The following is a 12479-nucleotide window of genomic DNA, read 5'->3' on the forward strand; positions in this document are numbered from 1 at the left end:
GCGACCATTTAGCGGCCGTAGCCTTTCAGGTTCGCCTTCTTCAATGCAGACTCGTACTGACTGGACATCATCAGAGTTTGCACTTGAGCCATAAAGTCCATTATCACGACAACAACGATAAGCAGTGAGGTCCCACCGAAGTAGAACGGTACTTTCATTGCATCACGCATGAACTCCGGGATCAGGCAGATAAAAGTAATATAAAGCGCACCAACCAAAGTCAGACGAGTCATTACTTTATCGATATACTTCGCCGTTTGCTCTCCCGGACGAATTCCTGGTACAAATGCACCGGACTTCTTCAGGTTATCTGCTGTTTCACGCGGGTTGAAGACCAACGCCGTGTAGAAGAAACAGAAGAAGATGATCGCAGACGCATAGAGTAACACATAAAGTGGTTGCCCAGGCTGCAAATACAGCGAAATTGTTGTCAGCCAGTTCCAACCAGTACCGCCCCCGAACCATGACGCGATGGTCGCCGGGAACAGAATAATACTGGAAGCGAAGATAGCCGGGATAACCCCCGCCATGTTCACTTTCAGCGGTAAATGTGTGCTCTGTGCAGCATAGACACGACGACCCTGCTGACGTTTAGCGTAGTTCACCACAATGCGGCGTTGACCACGTTCAACGAAGACAACAAAGAACGTCACTGCAAATACTAATACTGCAACCAACAGCAACAGGAGGAAGTGCAGGTCGCCTTGACGCGCTTGCTCGATAGTATGGGCGATGGCTGGCGGGAGGCCCGCAACAATACCGGCGAAGATAATGATAGAGATACCGTTACCGATACCACGCTCAGTAATCTGTTCGCCGAGCCACATCAGGAACATAGTCCCTGTGACCAGACTTACAACAGCGGTGAAGTAGAATGCAAAGCCCGGGTTTAACACCAGGCCCTGCATACCAGGCATATTCGGCAAACCGGTAGCAATACCGATCGACTGGAATATTGCCAGCACCAGAGTACCGTAACGGGTGTACTGACTAATCTTACGACGTCCAGACTCCCCTTCTTTCTTCAACTCTGCCAGGGCCGGATGAACGACCGTCAGCAGCTGGATAATAATTGATGCCGAAATGTACGGCATAATACCCAATGCGAAGATAGAAGCACGGCTGAGAGCACCACCAGAGAACATGTTGAACATTTCAATGATGGTGCCTCGCTGTTGCTCAAGCAGTTTGGCAAGTACAGCGGCATCGATACCAGGGATCGGAATAAAAGAGCCAATACGGAACACAATCAGCGCGCCGATAACAAACAGCAGTCTGCGTTTCAGCTCGCCAAATCCACCTTTGGCACTTTGAAAATCTAATCCCGGTTGCTTAGCCATCTGCTACTTATTCCTCAATTTTACCGCCAGCAGCTTCGATAGCAGCACGAGCACCTTTAGTAACACGCAGGCCACGAACAGTTACCGGAGTAGAAACTTCACCAGCCAGGATCACTTTCGCGAACTCGATCTGGATACCGATAATGTTTGCTGCTTTCAGCGTGTTCAGGTCTACAACGCCGCCTTCAACTTTCGCCAGGTCAGACAGACGGATTTCCGCTGTGATCGCTGCTTTGCGAGAAGTGAAGCCGAACTTCGGCAGACGACGGTACAGTGGCATCTGGCCACCCTCGAAACCGCGACGCACGCCACCGCCAGAACGAGAGTTCTGACCTTTGTGACCACGACCACCGGTTTTGCCGAGGCCAGAACCGATACCACGACCCAGGCGTTTACCCGCCTTTTTAGAGCCTTCGGCCGGAGACAGAGTATTTAAACGCATCTCTTACTCCTCAACTTTAACCATGAAGTAAACCGCGTTGACCATACCACGAACAGCAGGAGTATCCTCGCGCTCAACGGTATGACCAATACGACGCAGACCCAGGCCAAGCAGCGTTGCCTTGTGTTTCGGCAGACGACCGATTGCACTGCGGGTTTGAGTGATTTTAATAGTCTTTGCCATGGTCAATTACCCCAGAATTTCTTCAACGGATTTACCACGCTTGGCAGCGACCATTTCTGGAGAATTCATATTTTCCAAGCCATCAATAGTTGCACGAACCACGTTGATCGGGTTAGTGGAACCATATGCTTTGGCCAGAACGTTATGAACCCCAGCAACTTCCAGAACGGCGCGCATTGCACCACCGGCGATGATACCGGTACCTTCTGAAGCTGGCTGCATGAATACACGAGAACCCGTGTGAACACCTTTAACTGGGTGCTGCAGGGTGCCGTTGTTCAGCGCGACGTTAATCATATTGCGACGGGCTTTTTCCATCGCTTTCTGGATCGCTGCTGGAACTTCACGCGCTTTACCGTAACCAAAACCAACGCGACCGTTACCATCGCCTACTACAGTCAGAGCTGTGAAGGAGAAAATACGACCACCTTTAACGGTTTTAGATACGCGGTTTACCGCGATCAGCTTTTCCTGCAGTTCGCCAGCCTGTTTTTCGATGTGAGCCATCTTACACCTCTACCTTAGAACTGAAGGCCAGCTTCACGGGCAGCATCTGCCAGTGCCTGGACACGACCATGATATTGGAACCCGGAACGGTCAAAGGAAACATTGCTGATGCCTTTTTCCAGAGCGCGTTCAGCAACAGCTTTACCTACAGCTGCAGCGGCGTCTTTGTTACCGGTGTACTTCAATTGTTCTGAGATAGCTTTTTCTACAGTAGAAGCAGCTACCAGAACTTCAGAACCGTTCGGTGCAATTACCTGTGCGTAAATATGACGCGGGGTACGATGTACCACCAGGCGAGTTGCACCCAGCTCTTTGAGCTTGCGGCGTGCGCGGGTCGCACGACGGATACGAGCAGATTTCTTATCCATAGTGTTACCTTACTTCTTCTTAGCCTCTTTGGTACGCACGACTTCGTCGGCGTAACGAACACCCTTGCCTTTGTAAGGCTCAGGACGACGGTAGGCGCGCAGATCTGCTGCAACCTGACCGATCAGCTGCTTATCAGCGCCTTTCAGCACGATTTCAGTTTGAGTCGGACATTCTGCAGTGATACCGGCCGGCAGCGGATGCTCAACAGGGTGTGAGAAGCCCAGAGACAGGCCTACTGCATTCCCTTTGATAGCTGCACGATAACCTACACCAACCAGCTGAAGCTTTTTAGTGAAGCCTTCGGTAACACCAACAACCATTGAGTTCAGCAGGGCACGCGCGGTACCAGCCTGAGCCCATCCATCCACGAAACCATCACGTGGACCGAAGGTCAGAGCGTTATCTGCATGTTTAACTTCAACAGCTTTGTTGAGGGTACGAGTCAGCTCGCCGTTTTTACCTTTGATCGTAATAACCTGACCGTCGATTTTTACATCAACGCCGGCAGGAATAACGACCGGTGCTTTAGCAACACGAGACATTCTTTCCTCCGATTAGGCTACGTAGCAGATAATTTCGCCACCAAGACCAGCCTGGCGCGCTGCACGATCAGTCATAACACCTTTAGAGGTAGAAACAACTGCGATACCAAGACCAGCCATAACTTTTGGCAGCTCATCTTTTTTCTTATAGATGCGCAGACCTGGGCGGCTGACACGCTGAATGCTTTCTACAACAGCTTTACCCTGGAAATACTTAAGAGTAAGTTCCAGTTCCGGCTTGGTGTCGCCTTCAACTTTAAAATCTTCGATAAAACCTTCTTCCTTCAGCACGTTGGCAATTGCCACTTTCAGCTTGGCGGAAGGCATGGTGACCGCAACTTTGTTCGCGGCCTGACCGTTACGGATACGGGTCAGCATATCCGCGATCGGATCTTGCATGCTCATCTGTCTTTACTCCCGTGATTCAATTGGTAATTACCAGCTAGCCTTTTTCAAGCCTGGCACTTCACCGCGCATAGCGGCTTCACGCAGTTTGATACGGCTCAACCCAAACTTGCCCACATAACCATGTGGACGACCTGTTTGACGACAGCGGTTACGCTGACGAGACGGGCTGGAATCACGCGGCAGAGACTGCAGCTTGAGAACCGCATTCCAACGATCTTCGTCGGAAGCGTTCACATCAGAAATGATCGCTTTCAGTTCAGCGCGTTTAGCGAAGAATTTATCAGCTAAAGCTACGCGCTTTACTTCGCGTGCTTTCATTGATTGCTTAGCCATTCAGTAACCCTACCTTACTTGCGGAACGGGAAGTCAAAGGCAGCCAGCAGAGCACGGCCTTCTTCGTCAGATTTCGCAGTAGTGGTAATGGTAATATCCAAACCACGCACGCGGTCGACTTTATCGTAGTCGATTTCTGGGAAGATGATCTGCTCACGGACACCCATGCTGTAGTTACCACGACCGTCGAAAGACTTAGCGGACAAGCCACGGAAGTCACGGATACGTGGAACAGCAATAGTGATCAGGCGCTCAAAGAACTCCCACATGCGTTCGCCACGCAGAGTTACTTTACAGCCGATCGGATAGCCCTGACGGATTTTGAAGCCTGCAACAGATTTGCGTGCTTTGGTGATCAGCGGTTTTTGACCGGAGATTGCTGTCAGGTCAGCTGCTGCGTTATCCAGCAGTTTCTTGTCAGCGATCGCTTCACCAACACCCATGTTCAGGGTGATCTTCTCGACCCGAGGGACTTGCATGACAGAATTGTAGTTAAACTCAGTCATGAGTTTGTTAACTACTTCGTCTTTGTAGTAATCATGCAGTTTCGCCATCGTACTACTCCAAATTACTTGATAGTTTCGCTGTTAGACTTGAAGAAACGGACTTTTTTGCCGTCTTCGAATCTAAAGCCTACACGGTCAGCCTTGCCGGTAGCCGCATTGAAGATTGCAACGTTAGAAACCTGAATAGCAGCTTCTTTTTCAACGATGCCACCTGGTTGGTTCAGGGCCGGAACCGGCTTCTGATGTTTCTTAACCAGGTTGATACCTTCAACGACAAGTTTGCCGGAAGACAGAACATTTTTTACTTTACCGCGTTTACCTTTATCTTTACCGGTTAACACGATAACTTCGTCATCACGACGGATTTTCGCTGCCATGATTCGCTCCTTAGAGTACTTCTGGTGCCAGAGAGATAATTTTCATGAACTTCTCAGTACGAAGTTCACGAGTTACCGGCCCAAAGATACGCGTGCCGATAGGCTGCTCGCTGTTATTGTTTAAAATAACGCATGCATTACCATCGAAGCGAATGACAGAACCGTCAGGGCGACGAACACCCTTCTTGGTGCGCACCACTACCGCCTTCAGCACATCACCTTTTTTGACCTTACCACGTGGAATTGCTTCCTTGATGGTGATCTTGATGATGTCGCCTACGCCTGCGTAGCGACGGTGCGAGCCACCCAGAACCTTGATACACATTACGCGACGTGCACCGGAGTTGTCGGCGACGTTCAGCATAGTCTGTTCTTGGATCATTTTAGTGCTCCGCTAATGTCAACTACTACCTGAGACTCTAAAATCAGAGCCGTTAAAAAGCCCCATATCGAGGGCGCGGCATTATAACACCGCTTCTGCAATATGGGTAGAAAAAATAAACGGCTCATCGCTGAGCCGTTTATTCGTATTGAGAAGGCGTACTGTATTACAGAACCGCTTTCTCTACAACGCGAACCAGCGTCCAGGACTTAGTCTTGGACAGTGGACGGCATTCACGGATTTCAACCTTGTCGCCGATACCACATTCGTTGTTCTCGTCATGTACGTGCAGTTTGGTCGTACGCTTGATGAATTTACCGTAGATCGGGTGTTTCACAATACGTTCGATAGCTACAACAATGGATTTCTCCATTTTGTCGCTAACAACACGACCTTGCAGAGTACGGATTTTATCGGTCATTACGCACCCGCCTTCTGAGTCAGTAAAGTCTTAACGCGTGCAACATTGCGACGCACTTGCTTCAGCAGGTGAGTCTGTTGCAGCTGGCCACTTGCAGCCTGCATACGCAGGTTGAACTGCTCACGCAGCAGGTTCAGCAGCTCAGCGTTCAGCTCTTCAACGCTTTTTTCACGCAGCTCTTTTGCTTTCATTACATCACCGTCTTAGTTACAAAGGTGGTTTTGATAGGCAGTTTCGCTGCTGCCAGGCCGAAGGCTTCACGGGCCAGCTCTTCCGGAACACCGTCCATTTCATAAAGGACTTTGCCCGGTTGGATCAAGGCAACCCAGTACTCCACGTTACCTTTACCTTTACCCATACGAACTTCCAGTGGCTTCTCGGTGATCGGTTTGTCCGGGAATACACGGATCCAGATCTTACCTTGACGCTTAACTGCACGGGTCATTGCACGACGTGCTGCTTCGATCTGACGTGCAGTCAGACGACCACGGCCAACAGCTTTCAGACCGAAAGTGCCGAAGCTAACATCCGTACCCTGCGCCAGACCACGGTTGCGGCCTTTGTGCACTTTACGGAATTTTGTACGCTTTGGTTGTAACATCAGCGACGCTCCTTATTTACGGCCTTTACGCTGCTGCTTTTTAGGTTGAGCAGCCGGTTTTTCCGGTTGTTCAACAGCAGCCATACCACCCAGGATCTCACCTTTGAAGATCCATACCTTAACGCCGATTACACCGTAAGTGGTGTGCGCTTCAGAGGTGTTGTAGTCGATGTCAGCACGCAGAGTGTGCAGCGGTACGCGACCTTCGCGGTACCATTCGGTACGTGCGATTTCCGCGCCGCCCAGACGGCCGCTAACTTCAACTTTGATACCTTTAGCGCCCAGACGCATTGCGTTCTGTACAGCACGCTTCATAGCACGACGGAACATAACACGACGTTCCAGCTGTGAAGTGATGCTGTCAGCAACCAATTTAGCGTCCAGTTCAGGCTTACGAACTTCAGCGATATTGATCTGTGCAGGAACGCCAGCGATATCCGCTACGACCTTGCGCAGTTTTTCTACGTCTTCGCCTTTCTTACCGATAACGATGCCAGGACGAGCAGTGTGAATAGTCACACGGATGCTCTTCGCTGGACGCTCGATAACGATACGAGATACAGACGCTTTAGCCAGTTCCTTAGTCAGGTACTGACGTACTTTAAAATCGCTGTCCAGGTTGTCAGCGAATTCTTTGGTGTTCGCAAACCAGGTAGAGTTCCATGGTTTTACAATACCCAGGCGAATACCATTAGGATGTACTTTCTGACCCATTGCTAGTCTCCAGAGTCTCAGCGATCGGACACAACCACAGTAATGTGGCTGGTGCGCTTCAGGATGCGATCTGCACGACCTTTCGCACGCGGCATAATGCGCTTCATGCTTGGGCCTTCATCTACGAAAATTTTCGCGACTTTCAGATCGTCGATGTCAGCGCCATCGTTGTGTTCAGCGTTAGCAATGGCAGATTCCAGTACTTTCTTGACCAATACCGCAGCTTTCTTGTTGGTATAGGTCAGGATGTCCAGGGCCTGCGACACTTTCTTACCGCGAATCAGGTCAGCAACAAGGCGAACCTTCTGAGCAGAAGAACGAGCATGGCGATGTTGAGCTAAAGTTTCCATCTCTTCCTCCTACCTTATTTCTTCTTCGCTTTTTTATCAGCAGCGTGGCCGCGATAAGTACGAGTCGGTGCGAATTCACCCAGTTTGTGACCAACCATTTCGTCGGTAACAAAGACTGGAACGTGCTGACGACCATTATGGACAGCGATGGTCAAACCGATCATGTTAGGAAAGATCGTTGAACGACGGGACCAAGTGCGCAGGGGCTTCTTGTCTCCGCTTTCCACCGCTTTCTCTACCTTCTTCAGCAAGTGCAGGTCAATAAAAGGACCTTTCTTGAGAGAACGTGGCATGGCTTATCCTCTAAAATTATTTGCTACGGCGACGTACGATAAATTTATCAGTACGCTTGTTGCTGCGGGTCTTCTTACCTTTGGTCTGAACGCCCCACGGAGTTACCGGGTGCTTACCAAAGTTACGACCTTCACCACCACCATGTGGGTGGTCGACTGGGTTCATCGCAGTACCGCGAACGGTAGGACGAACACCACGCCAGCGAGCAGCACCTGCTTTACCCAGAACGCGCAGCATATGCTCAGCATTGCCAACTTCGCCCAGAGTAGCGCGGCAGTCTGCTTCGACTTTACGCATTTCACCAGAACGCAGACGCAGGGTGACATAAGCACCATCACGAGCAACGATCTGAACGTAAGTACCAGCGGAACGTGCCAGCTGACCGCCTTTACCTGGTTTCATTTCTACGTTATGAACGGTAGAACCAACCGGGATATTGCGCATCGGCAGGGTGTTGCCTGCTTTGATTGCAGCATCAACGCCAGACTGAATCTGGTCGCCAGCTTTCAGGCCTTTAGGGGCCAGGATGTAACGGCGTTCGCCGTCTTTGTACAGAACCAGCGCGATGTTCGCGGAACGGTTCGGATCGTACTCAAGACGTTCAACAACTGCTGGGATACCGTCTTTGTTGCGTTTGAAGTCAACAATACGATAAGCCTGCTTGTGGCCACCACCGATGTGACGAGTGGTGATACGGCCATTGTTGTTACGACCACCGGATTTGCTGTTTTTTTCCAGCAACGGAGCAAAAGGTTTGCCCTTGTGCAGCTCAGGGTTAACCACTTTAACTACGTGGCGACGACCCGGAGATGTCGGTTTACATTTAACAACTGCCATTGTATTACTCCTCCGACTTACTCAGCGCCGCCAACGAAGTCCAGGTTCTGGCCTTCTTTAAGGGTGACGTAAGCTTTTTTCCAGTCGCTACGACGACCGATACGCTGTCCGTGACGTTTAACTTTCCCTTTAACTACCAGGGTGTTAACGACTTCGACTTCGACTTCAAACAGTTTCTGCACAGCAGCTTTGATCTCTGCTTTGGTCGCGTCTTTAGCAACTTTGAGAACGATGGTGTTTGTTTTTTCCATCGCAGTAGACGCTTTTTCAGAAACGTGCGGTGCGCGAAGCACCTTCAGCAGACGTTCTTCACGAATCATGCCAGCATCTCCTCAACTTGCTTAACAGCATCAGCAGTCATTACGACTTTGTCGAAGGCGATCAGGCTAACCGGGTCGATACCAGTCGCATCGCGTACGTCAACCTTGTGCAGGTTACGTGCGGCCAGGAACAGGTTCTCGTCCAGCTCACCGGTGATGATCAGCACATCTTCCAGAGCCATGTCTTTCAGTTTCTGTGCCAGCAGCTTAGTTTTAGGCGCTTCAACAGAGAACTTCTCGACAACGATCAGACGATCCTGACGTACCAGTTCGGACAGGATGCTTTTCAGCGCGCCGCGGTACATCTTTTTGTTAACTTTTTGACTGTGGTCCTGTGGACGCGCAGCGAAGGTCACGCCACCTGAACGCCAGATCGGGCTCTTGATAGAACCTGAACGCGCACGGCCGGTACCTTTCTGGCGCCATGGCTTTTTGCCAGAACCAGTTACTTCAGCACGAGTCTTCTGAGCACGAGTACCCTGACGAGCACCAGCTGCATAAGCAACAACAACCTGGTGAACCAGCGCTTCGTTGAAATCACGACCGAAGGTAGTTTCGGAAACAGTCAGCGCGCTCTGCGCGTCTTTCAATACTAATTCCATTGCTATCCCCTTACGCCTTCACAGCTGGTTTAACGATCAGGTCGCTACCGGTTGCACCCGGAACTGCACCTTTAACCAGCAGCAGGTTGCGCTCAGCGTCAACACGTACTACGTCCAGGCTCTGAACGGTTACACGTTCGTTACCCAGCTGACCTGCCATTTTCTTGCCTTTGAACACTTTGCCCGGAGTCTGGTTCTGACCGATAGAACCCGGAACGCGGTGAGACAAGGAGTTACCGTGGGTAGCGTCCTGGGTACGGAAGTTCCAGCGCTTAACGGTACCAGCAAAACCTTTACCTTTAGAGGTACCGGTTACGTCAACTTTTTTAACGTCAGCAAACAGCTCAACGCTAATGTCCTGACCTACGGTGAACTCTTCGCCTTCAGCAAGACGGAATTCCCACAGACCACGGCCAGCTTCTACGCCAGCTTTAGCGAAGTGACCCGCTTCTGGTTTGGTTACACGGTTAGCTTTTTTAGCACCAGTGGTAACCTGAATAGCGCGGTAGCCATCGTTAGCCAGATCTTTAACCTGAGTAACGCGGTTTGCTTCAACTTCGATTACGGTTACTGGGATAGAAACGCCATCTTCAGTGAAGATGCGGGTCATACCCACTTTTTTACCGACTAAACCAATCATTGTTTCAACCTCTCAATCGCTCGATGACCTGATTAACCCAGGCTGATCTGCACGTCTACACCGGCAGCCAGATCCAGACGCATCAGAGCATCAACGGTTTTCTCAGTTGGCTCAACGATGTCAACCAGACGCTTGTGAGTGCGGATTTCGTACTGATCGCGCGCGTCTTTGTTGACGTGCGGAGAGATCAGAACGGTGAAGCGCTCTTTGCGGGTCGGCAGCGGGATCGGACCACGGACTTGCGCACCAGTGCGCTTAGCAGTCTCGACGATTTCCGCGGTTGATTGATCGATCAGACGATGATCAAACGCTTTAAGGCGGATACGGATTCTTTGGTTCTGCATGAGACCAGAGCTCCAATTATTTTATAAACGAAAATGATTACTCCTCAAACCCATTACGATTGATGGGAGAGTGTAACCGTTCTTACGTAGCTCCCCAATTGGGAGCATTGTTGAGTAACAAAATGAGCTACTCTGGTTCTGATTGAACCCGCCGTCAATTACGACAAGCCCGCGCATTATACGTAAATCTGGACAAGACGCAAGTGCCGTTTAGAAATTAAGCGCCAGAGGCGTAGTATGGGTAAGGGCGCGCAACTTTTTACGCAATGTATCCCTTCTCAAGGCTTTGTCTCGAGCCCCTACGCAAGTGTCGTTTTTATAGATTGCCGACCAGGCCGATTATAGCGAGGATGCGCTCAAACCCCTTTGAGGCCTTTGCCATGTTAACCACCCTCCTCTTTTTGCTGATCTATTTTTCGCTGACTGCCTTTCTTGTACATGCGGATATTCGCTACGGACTGCTTCCCGATAAATTTCTCTGCCCGCTGCTATGGGCGGGCCTGCTCTTCCAGCTCTGTGTCCAACCTGATTTTCTGCCAAGTGCAGTGGTGGGTGCGATGGCTGGATATGTCGGCTTTGCCGTTATTTACTGGGGATATCGGTTTATCTGCCGGCGTGAAGGGATGGGATACGGCGATGTAAAATACCTGGCGGCGCTTGGTGCGTGGCATGGCTGGTGCATAGTGCCTACGCTGGCGTTACTCGCTGCGCTTATGGCTCTACTTAGCATTCTTGTGTTTTCGTTACTCACCGGCGATAAGGGAGCATTAAAAAACCCACTGCCTTTTGGGCCATTTCTGGCAGCAGCGGGTTTATGCGTAGGCTGGAAGACGGTGGTTACTCTTCCACTTTAATCTGCGACTGAAGGTAGTTCTGCAGACCGATTTTAGCAATCAGATCCAGCTCCGTTTCCAGCCAGTCAATATGACCTTCTTCATCGGCCAGGATCTGAATCATCATATCGCGACTGACGTAGTCATGTACGCTGTCGGCATAGGCAATGGCTTCACGGAGATCTTTGGCACCTTCAAGTTCCAGCCTGAGGTCGGAACGCAGCATCTCTTCGACATCTTCTCCGATGCCCAGCTTTCCGAGATCCTGCAGGTTTGGAATGCCTTCAAGGAATAAAATACGCTCGATATATTTATCAGCGTGCTTCATTTCATCGATCGATTCATGGTACTCAACGTCGTTCAGACGTTTAAGCCCCCAGTTTTTGAACATTCTCGCGTGAAGAAAGTACTGGTTAATTGCGACAAGCTCATTTCCCAATAATTTATTGAGATAACTTATGATTTTAACATCACCTTTCATTATATAGTCCCTCCGCTTCCACTCATTGAAGCGTAGATCGGGCTACAGGGATGTCAAAAAAAAGATGGGCGCTTACGCGATCTCTTTGTATTCCGGGATCTGCATCAATTCGTCCTGCATGATCTCTCGCGCAGCACGTACACATTTACCGCATTGATTTCCCACTGGAACAAATTTGCGTAGCTGCTGAAATGACTGAGGCTGAAACTGACGAACGGCCTGACGTATTTTCTTGTCGCTTACACCATTACATAAACAAACGTACATAGAGACTCCCGTTCAAATTATGCGCAAAGTGTAAGTGAGAATGGTTATGATTACAATAGCACAAACGCCACAATACAGGGCGGGAGCAGGCAAAAAATGCGTAATTTTGTGACAATGCCTGAGCGGCAGAAAACAAAAAAGGACGCCGAAGCGTCCTTTTTTTATTCGGGGATAATTAATTAGCCCAGAACTTTAGCAACAACGCCCGCGCCAACGGTACGGCCGCCTTCACGGATTGCGAAACGCAGACCGTCATCCATCGCGATTGGGTGGATCAGAGTCACAACCATCTTGATGTTGTCGCCTGGCATTACCATCTCAACGCCTTCTGGCAGTTCGATGGTACCGGTCACGTCAGTTGTACGGAAGTAGAACTGTGGACGGTA

At 50.2% G+C, this 12479-nt stretch carries 25 protein-coding genes and 1 pseudogene; 1 reads left to right on the forward strand and 25 read right to left on the reverse strand.

Annotation, left to right across the window (positions count from 1 at the left end; genetic code table 11):
- Window positions 1-8 precede the first annotated feature (8 nt).
- The 22 genes from secY to rpsJ all read right to left on the reverse strand — a co-directional run bounded on the left by secY (window position 9) and on the right by rpsJ (window position 10512).
- On the reverse strand, window positions 9-1340 hold the full coding sequence (gene secY / locus ACOTZC_RS22435) for a preprotein translocase subunit SecY (protein ID WP_003863305.1): 1332 nt from the start codon (window positions 1338-1340) through the stop codon (window positions 9-11).
- A 7-nt stretch (window positions 1341-1347) separates the two neighbouring features.
- On the reverse strand, window positions 1348-1782 hold the full coding sequence (rplO, locus tag ACOTZC_RS22440) for a 50S ribosomal protein L15 (RefSeq protein ID WP_003863304.1): 435 nt from the start codon (window positions 1780-1782) through the stop codon (window positions 1348-1350).
- Window positions 1783-1785: 3 nt separating this feature from the next.
- A complete protein-coding gene (gene rpmD, locus ACOTZC_RS22445) occupies window positions 1786-1965 on the reverse strand; it encodes a 50S ribosomal protein L30 (RefSeq protein ID WP_003863301.1) in 180 nt (59 codons plus the stop codon).
- Between the two features lie 6 nt (window positions 1966-1971).
- Entirely contained in the window at window positions 1972-2472 is a 501-nt protein-coding gene (gene rpsE / locus ACOTZC_RS22450; protein ID WP_003863299.1) for a 30S ribosomal protein S5, read from the reverse strand.
- Window positions 2473-2486: 14 nt separating this feature from the next.
- On the reverse strand, window positions 2487-2840 hold the full coding sequence (gene rplR, locus ACOTZC_RS22455) for a 50S ribosomal protein L18 (protein ID WP_003863297.1): 354 nt from the start codon (window positions 2838-2840) through the stop codon (window positions 2487-2489).
- A 9-nt stretch (window positions 2841-2849) separates the two neighbouring features.
- A complete protein-coding gene (rplF, locus tag ACOTZC_RS22460; protein WP_003863296.1) occupies window positions 2850-3383 on the reverse strand; it encodes a 50S ribosomal protein L6 in 534 nt (177 codons plus the stop codon).
- A 12-nt stretch (window positions 3384-3395) separates the two neighbouring features.
- Window positions 3396-3788 (reverse strand): 30S ribosomal protein S8, encoded by a 393-nt coding sequence (gene rpsH, locus ACOTZC_RS22465; RefSeq protein ID WP_006178918.1) that lies wholly within the window; start codon window positions 3786-3788, stop codon window positions 3396-3398.
- Window positions 3789-3818: 30 nt separating this feature from the next.
- Window positions 3819-4124 (reverse strand): 30S ribosomal protein S14, encoded by a 306-nt coding sequence (gene rpsN, locus ACOTZC_RS22470; protein WP_003863291.1) that lies wholly within the window; start codon window positions 4122-4124, stop codon window positions 3819-3821.
- 14 nt (window positions 4125-4138) lie between these two features.
- Complete coding sequence (rplE, locus tag ACOTZC_RS22475; protein ID WP_001096206.1) at window positions 4139-4678, reverse strand: 50S ribosomal protein L5; 540 nt, start codon at window positions 4676-4678, stop codon at window positions 4139-4141.
- Between the two features lie 14 nt (window positions 4679-4692).
- Window positions 4693-5007 (reverse strand): 50S ribosomal protein L24, encoded by a 315-nt coding sequence (gene rplX, locus ACOTZC_RS22480; RefSeq protein WP_003863287.1) that lies wholly within the window; start codon window positions 5005-5007, stop codon window positions 4693-4695.
- A 10-nt stretch (window positions 5008-5017) separates the two neighbouring features.
- Window positions 5018-5389, reverse strand: a complete 372-nt coding sequence (gene rplN, locus ACOTZC_RS22485) for a 50S ribosomal protein L14 (RefSeq protein ID WP_002919748.1) — start codon at window positions 5387-5389, stop codon at window positions 5018-5020.
- 166 nt (window positions 5390-5555) lie between these two features.
- Complete coding sequence (gene rpsQ, locus ACOTZC_RS22490) at window positions 5556-5810, reverse strand: 30S ribosomal protein S17 (RefSeq protein ID WP_008503489.1); 255 nt, start codon at window positions 5808-5810, stop codon at window positions 5556-5558.
- Window positions 5810-6001, reverse strand: coding sequence for a 50S ribosomal protein L29 (gene rpmC / locus ACOTZC_RS22495; RefSeq protein ID WP_003863282.1), 192 nt, complete (start codon window positions 5999-6001; stop codon window positions 5810-5812). The genes rpsQ and rpmC overlap by 1 nt, the downstream gene beginning before the upstream one ends.
- Entirely contained in the window at window positions 6001-6411 is a 411-nt protein-coding gene (gene rplP, locus ACOTZC_RS22500; RefSeq protein ID WP_002919759.1) for a 50S ribosomal protein L16, read from the reverse strand. Before rplP ends, rpmC begins: the two co-directional genes overlap by 1 nt.
- Before the next feature lie 12 nt (window positions 6412-6423).
- Window positions 6424-7125, reverse strand: coding sequence for a 30S ribosomal protein S3 (gene rpsC / locus ACOTZC_RS22505; protein ID WP_000529945.1), 702 nt, complete (start codon window positions 7123-7125; stop codon window positions 6424-6426).
- 17 nt (window positions 7126-7142) lie between these two features.
- Window positions 7143-7475, reverse strand: a complete 333-nt coding sequence (rplV, locus tag ACOTZC_RS22510) for a 50S ribosomal protein L22 (RefSeq protein WP_002919773.1) — start codon at window positions 7473-7475, stop codon at window positions 7143-7145.
- A gap of 14 nt (window positions 7476-7489) precedes the next feature.
- Window positions 7490-7768 carry a 30S ribosomal protein S19 gene (gene rpsS, locus ACOTZC_RS22515; RefSeq protein WP_001138117.1) on the reverse strand — a complete coding sequence of 93 codons (279 nt, stop codon included), beginning with the start codon at window positions 7766-7768 and terminating at the stop codon, window positions 7490-7492.
- 16 nt (window positions 7769-7784) lie between these two features.
- Window positions 7785-8606: a 50S ribosomal protein L2 gene (gene rplB / locus ACOTZC_RS22520; protein ID WP_000301859.1), complete on the reverse strand. Its 822-nt coding sequence runs from the start codon at window positions 8604-8606 to the stop codon at window positions 7785-7787.
- Between the two features lie 17 nt (window positions 8607-8623).
- The gene (rplW, locus tag ACOTZC_RS22525; protein WP_000617546.1) at window positions 8624-8926 is read right to left on the reverse strand and encodes a 50S ribosomal protein L23; all 303 of its coding nucleotides are present in this window, start codon (window positions 8924-8926) and stop codon (window positions 8624-8626) included.
- Entirely contained in the window at window positions 8923-9528 is a 606-nt protein-coding gene (rplD, locus tag ACOTZC_RS22530; RefSeq protein WP_000424395.1) for a 50S ribosomal protein L4, read from the reverse strand. The genes rplW and rplD overlap by 4 nt, the downstream gene beginning before the upstream one ends.
- Window positions 9529-9538: 10 nt before the next feature.
- On the reverse strand, window positions 9539-10168 hold the full coding sequence (gene rplC / locus ACOTZC_RS22535) for a 50S ribosomal protein L3 (RefSeq protein WP_003863274.1): 630 nt from the start codon (window positions 10166-10168) through the stop codon (window positions 9539-9541).
- 32 nt (window positions 10169-10200) lie between these two features.
- Window positions 10201-10512 (reverse strand): 30S ribosomal protein S10, encoded by a 312-nt coding sequence (rpsJ, locus tag ACOTZC_RS22540; RefSeq protein WP_001181005.1) that lies wholly within the window; start codon window positions 10510-10512, stop codon window positions 10201-10203.
- Between the two features lie 380 nt (window positions 10513-10892).
- On the opposite strand from rpsJ, the gene ACOTZC_RS22545 reads away from it, so the two are divergent.
- Window positions 10893-11366: a prepilin peptidase gene (locus tag ACOTZC_RS22545; protein ID WP_045405331.1), complete on the forward strand. Its 474-nt coding sequence runs from the start codon at window positions 10893-10895 to the stop codon at window positions 11364-11366.
- On the opposite strand, the gene bfr is transcribed toward ACOTZC_RS22545, so the two are convergent.
- From bfr to tuf, 3 genes and pseudogenes are all read right to left on the reverse strand, one after another.
- Window positions 11350-11826, reverse strand: a complete 477-nt coding sequence (gene bfr / locus ACOTZC_RS22550; RefSeq protein WP_008503492.1) for a bacterioferritin — start codon at window positions 11824-11826, stop codon at window positions 11350-11352. The genes ACOTZC_RS22545 and bfr overlap by 17 nt on opposite strands.
- Before the next feature lie 72 nt (window positions 11827-11898).
- Window positions 11899-12093, reverse strand: coding sequence for a bacterioferritin-associated ferredoxin (gene bfd, locus ACOTZC_RS22555; RefSeq protein WP_008503493.1), 195 nt, complete (start codon window positions 12091-12093; stop codon window positions 11899-11901).
- Window positions 12094-12272: 179 nt separating this feature from the next.
- Window positions 12273-12479: pseudogene (gene tuf / locus ACOTZC_RS22560) on the reverse strand (elongation factor Tu); the annotation flags it as partial.

The sequence above is a fragment of the Enterobacter cloacae complex sp. SHL009 genome (genome assembly GCF_049237205.1).
GTDB classification, from domain to species: domain Bacteria; phylum Pseudomonadota; class Gammaproteobacteria; order Enterobacterales; family Enterobacteriaceae; genus Enterobacter; species Enterobacter cloacae_M.

Coding starts and splice junctions, on each gene's coding strand:
- rpmD (WP_003863301.1), bottom strand. CDS start 1,965: ATGGCAAAGACTATTAAAATCACTCAAACCCGCAGTGCAATCGGTCGT.
- bfr (WP_008503492.1), bottom strand. CDS start 11,826: ATGAAAGGTGATGTTAAAATCATAAGTTATCTCAATAAATTATTGGGA.
- rpsE (WP_003863299.1), bottom strand. CDS start 2,472: ATGGCTCACATCGAAAAACAGGCTGGCGAACTGCAGGAAAAGCTGATC.
- rpmC (WP_003863282.1), bottom strand. CDS start 6,001: ATGAAAGCAAAAGAGCTGCGTGAAAAAAGCGTTGAAGAGCTGAACGCT.
- rpsJ (WP_001181005.1), bottom strand. CDS start 10,512: ATGCAGAACCAAAGAATCCGTATCCGCCTTAAAGCGTTTGATCATCGT.
- secY (WP_003863305.1), bottom strand. CDS start 1,340: ATGGCTAAGCAACCGGGATTAGATTTTCAAAGTGCCAAAGGTGGATTT.
- rplE (WP_001096206.1), bottom strand. CDS start 4,678: ATGGCGAAACTGCATGATTACTACAAAGACGAAGTAGTTAACAAACTC.
- rplB (WP_000301859.1), bottom strand. CDS start 8,606: ATGGCAGTTGTTAAATGTAAACCGACATCTCCGGGTCGTCGCCACGTA.
- rplN (WP_002919748.1), bottom strand. CDS start 5,389: ATGATCCAAGAACAGACTATGCTGAACGTCGCCGACAACTCCGGTGCA.
- rplD (WP_000424395.1), bottom strand. CDS start 9,528: ATGGAATTAGTATTGAAAGACGCGCAGAGCGCGCTGACTGTTTCCGAA.
- rpsS (WP_001138117.1), bottom strand. CDS start 7,768: ATGCCACGTTCTCTCAAGAAAGGTCCTTTTATTGACCTGCACTTGCTG.
- rplX (WP_003863287.1), bottom strand. CDS start 5,007: ATGGCAGCGAAAATCCGTCGTGATGACGAAGTTATCGTGTTAACCGGT.
- rpsC (WP_000529945.1), bottom strand. CDS start 7,125: ATGGGTCAGAAAGTACATCCTAATGGTATTCGCCTGGGTATTGTAAAA.
- rplC (WP_003863274.1), bottom strand. CDS start 10,168: ATGATTGGTTTAGTCGGTAAAAAAGTGGGTATGACCCGCATCTTCACT.
- ACOTZC_RS22545 (WP_045405331.1), top strand. CDS start 10,893: ATGTTAACCACCCTCCTCTTTTTGCTGATCTATTTTTCGCTGACTGCC.
- rplW (WP_000617546.1), bottom strand. CDS start 8,926: ATGATTCGTGAAGAACGTCTGCTGAAGGTGCTTCGCGCACCGCACGTT.
- bfd (WP_008503493.1), bottom strand. CDS start 12,093: ATGTACGTTTGTTTATGTAATGGTGTAAGCGACAAGAAAATACGTCAG.
- rplR (WP_003863297.1), bottom strand. CDS start 2,840: ATGGATAAGAAATCTGCTCGTATCCGTCGTGCGACCCGCGCACGCCGC.
- rplF (WP_003863296.1), bottom strand. CDS start 3,383: ATGTCTCGTGTTGCTAAAGCACCGGTCGTTATTCCTGCCGGCGTTGAT.
- rpsQ (WP_008503489.1), bottom strand. CDS start 5,810: ATGACCGATAAAATCCGTACTCTGCAAGGTCGTGTTGTTAGCGACAAA.
- rplP (WP_002919759.1), bottom strand. CDS start 6,411: ATGTTACAACCAAAGCGTACAAAATTCCGTAAAGTGCACAAAGGCCGC.
- rplO (WP_003863304.1), bottom strand. CDS start 1,782: ATGCGTTTAAATACTCTGTCTCCGGCCGAAGGCTCTAAAAAGGCGGGT.
- rplV (WP_002919773.1), bottom strand. CDS start 7,475: ATGGAAACTTTAGCTCAACATCGCCATGCTCGTTCTTCTGCTCAGAAG.
- rpsN (WP_003863291.1), bottom strand. CDS start 4,124: ATGGCTAAGCAATCAATGAAAGCACGCGAAGTAAAGCGCGTAGCTTTA.
- rpsH (WP_006178918.1), bottom strand. CDS start 3,788: ATGAGCATGCAAGATCCGATCGCGGATATGCTGACCCGTATCCGTAAC.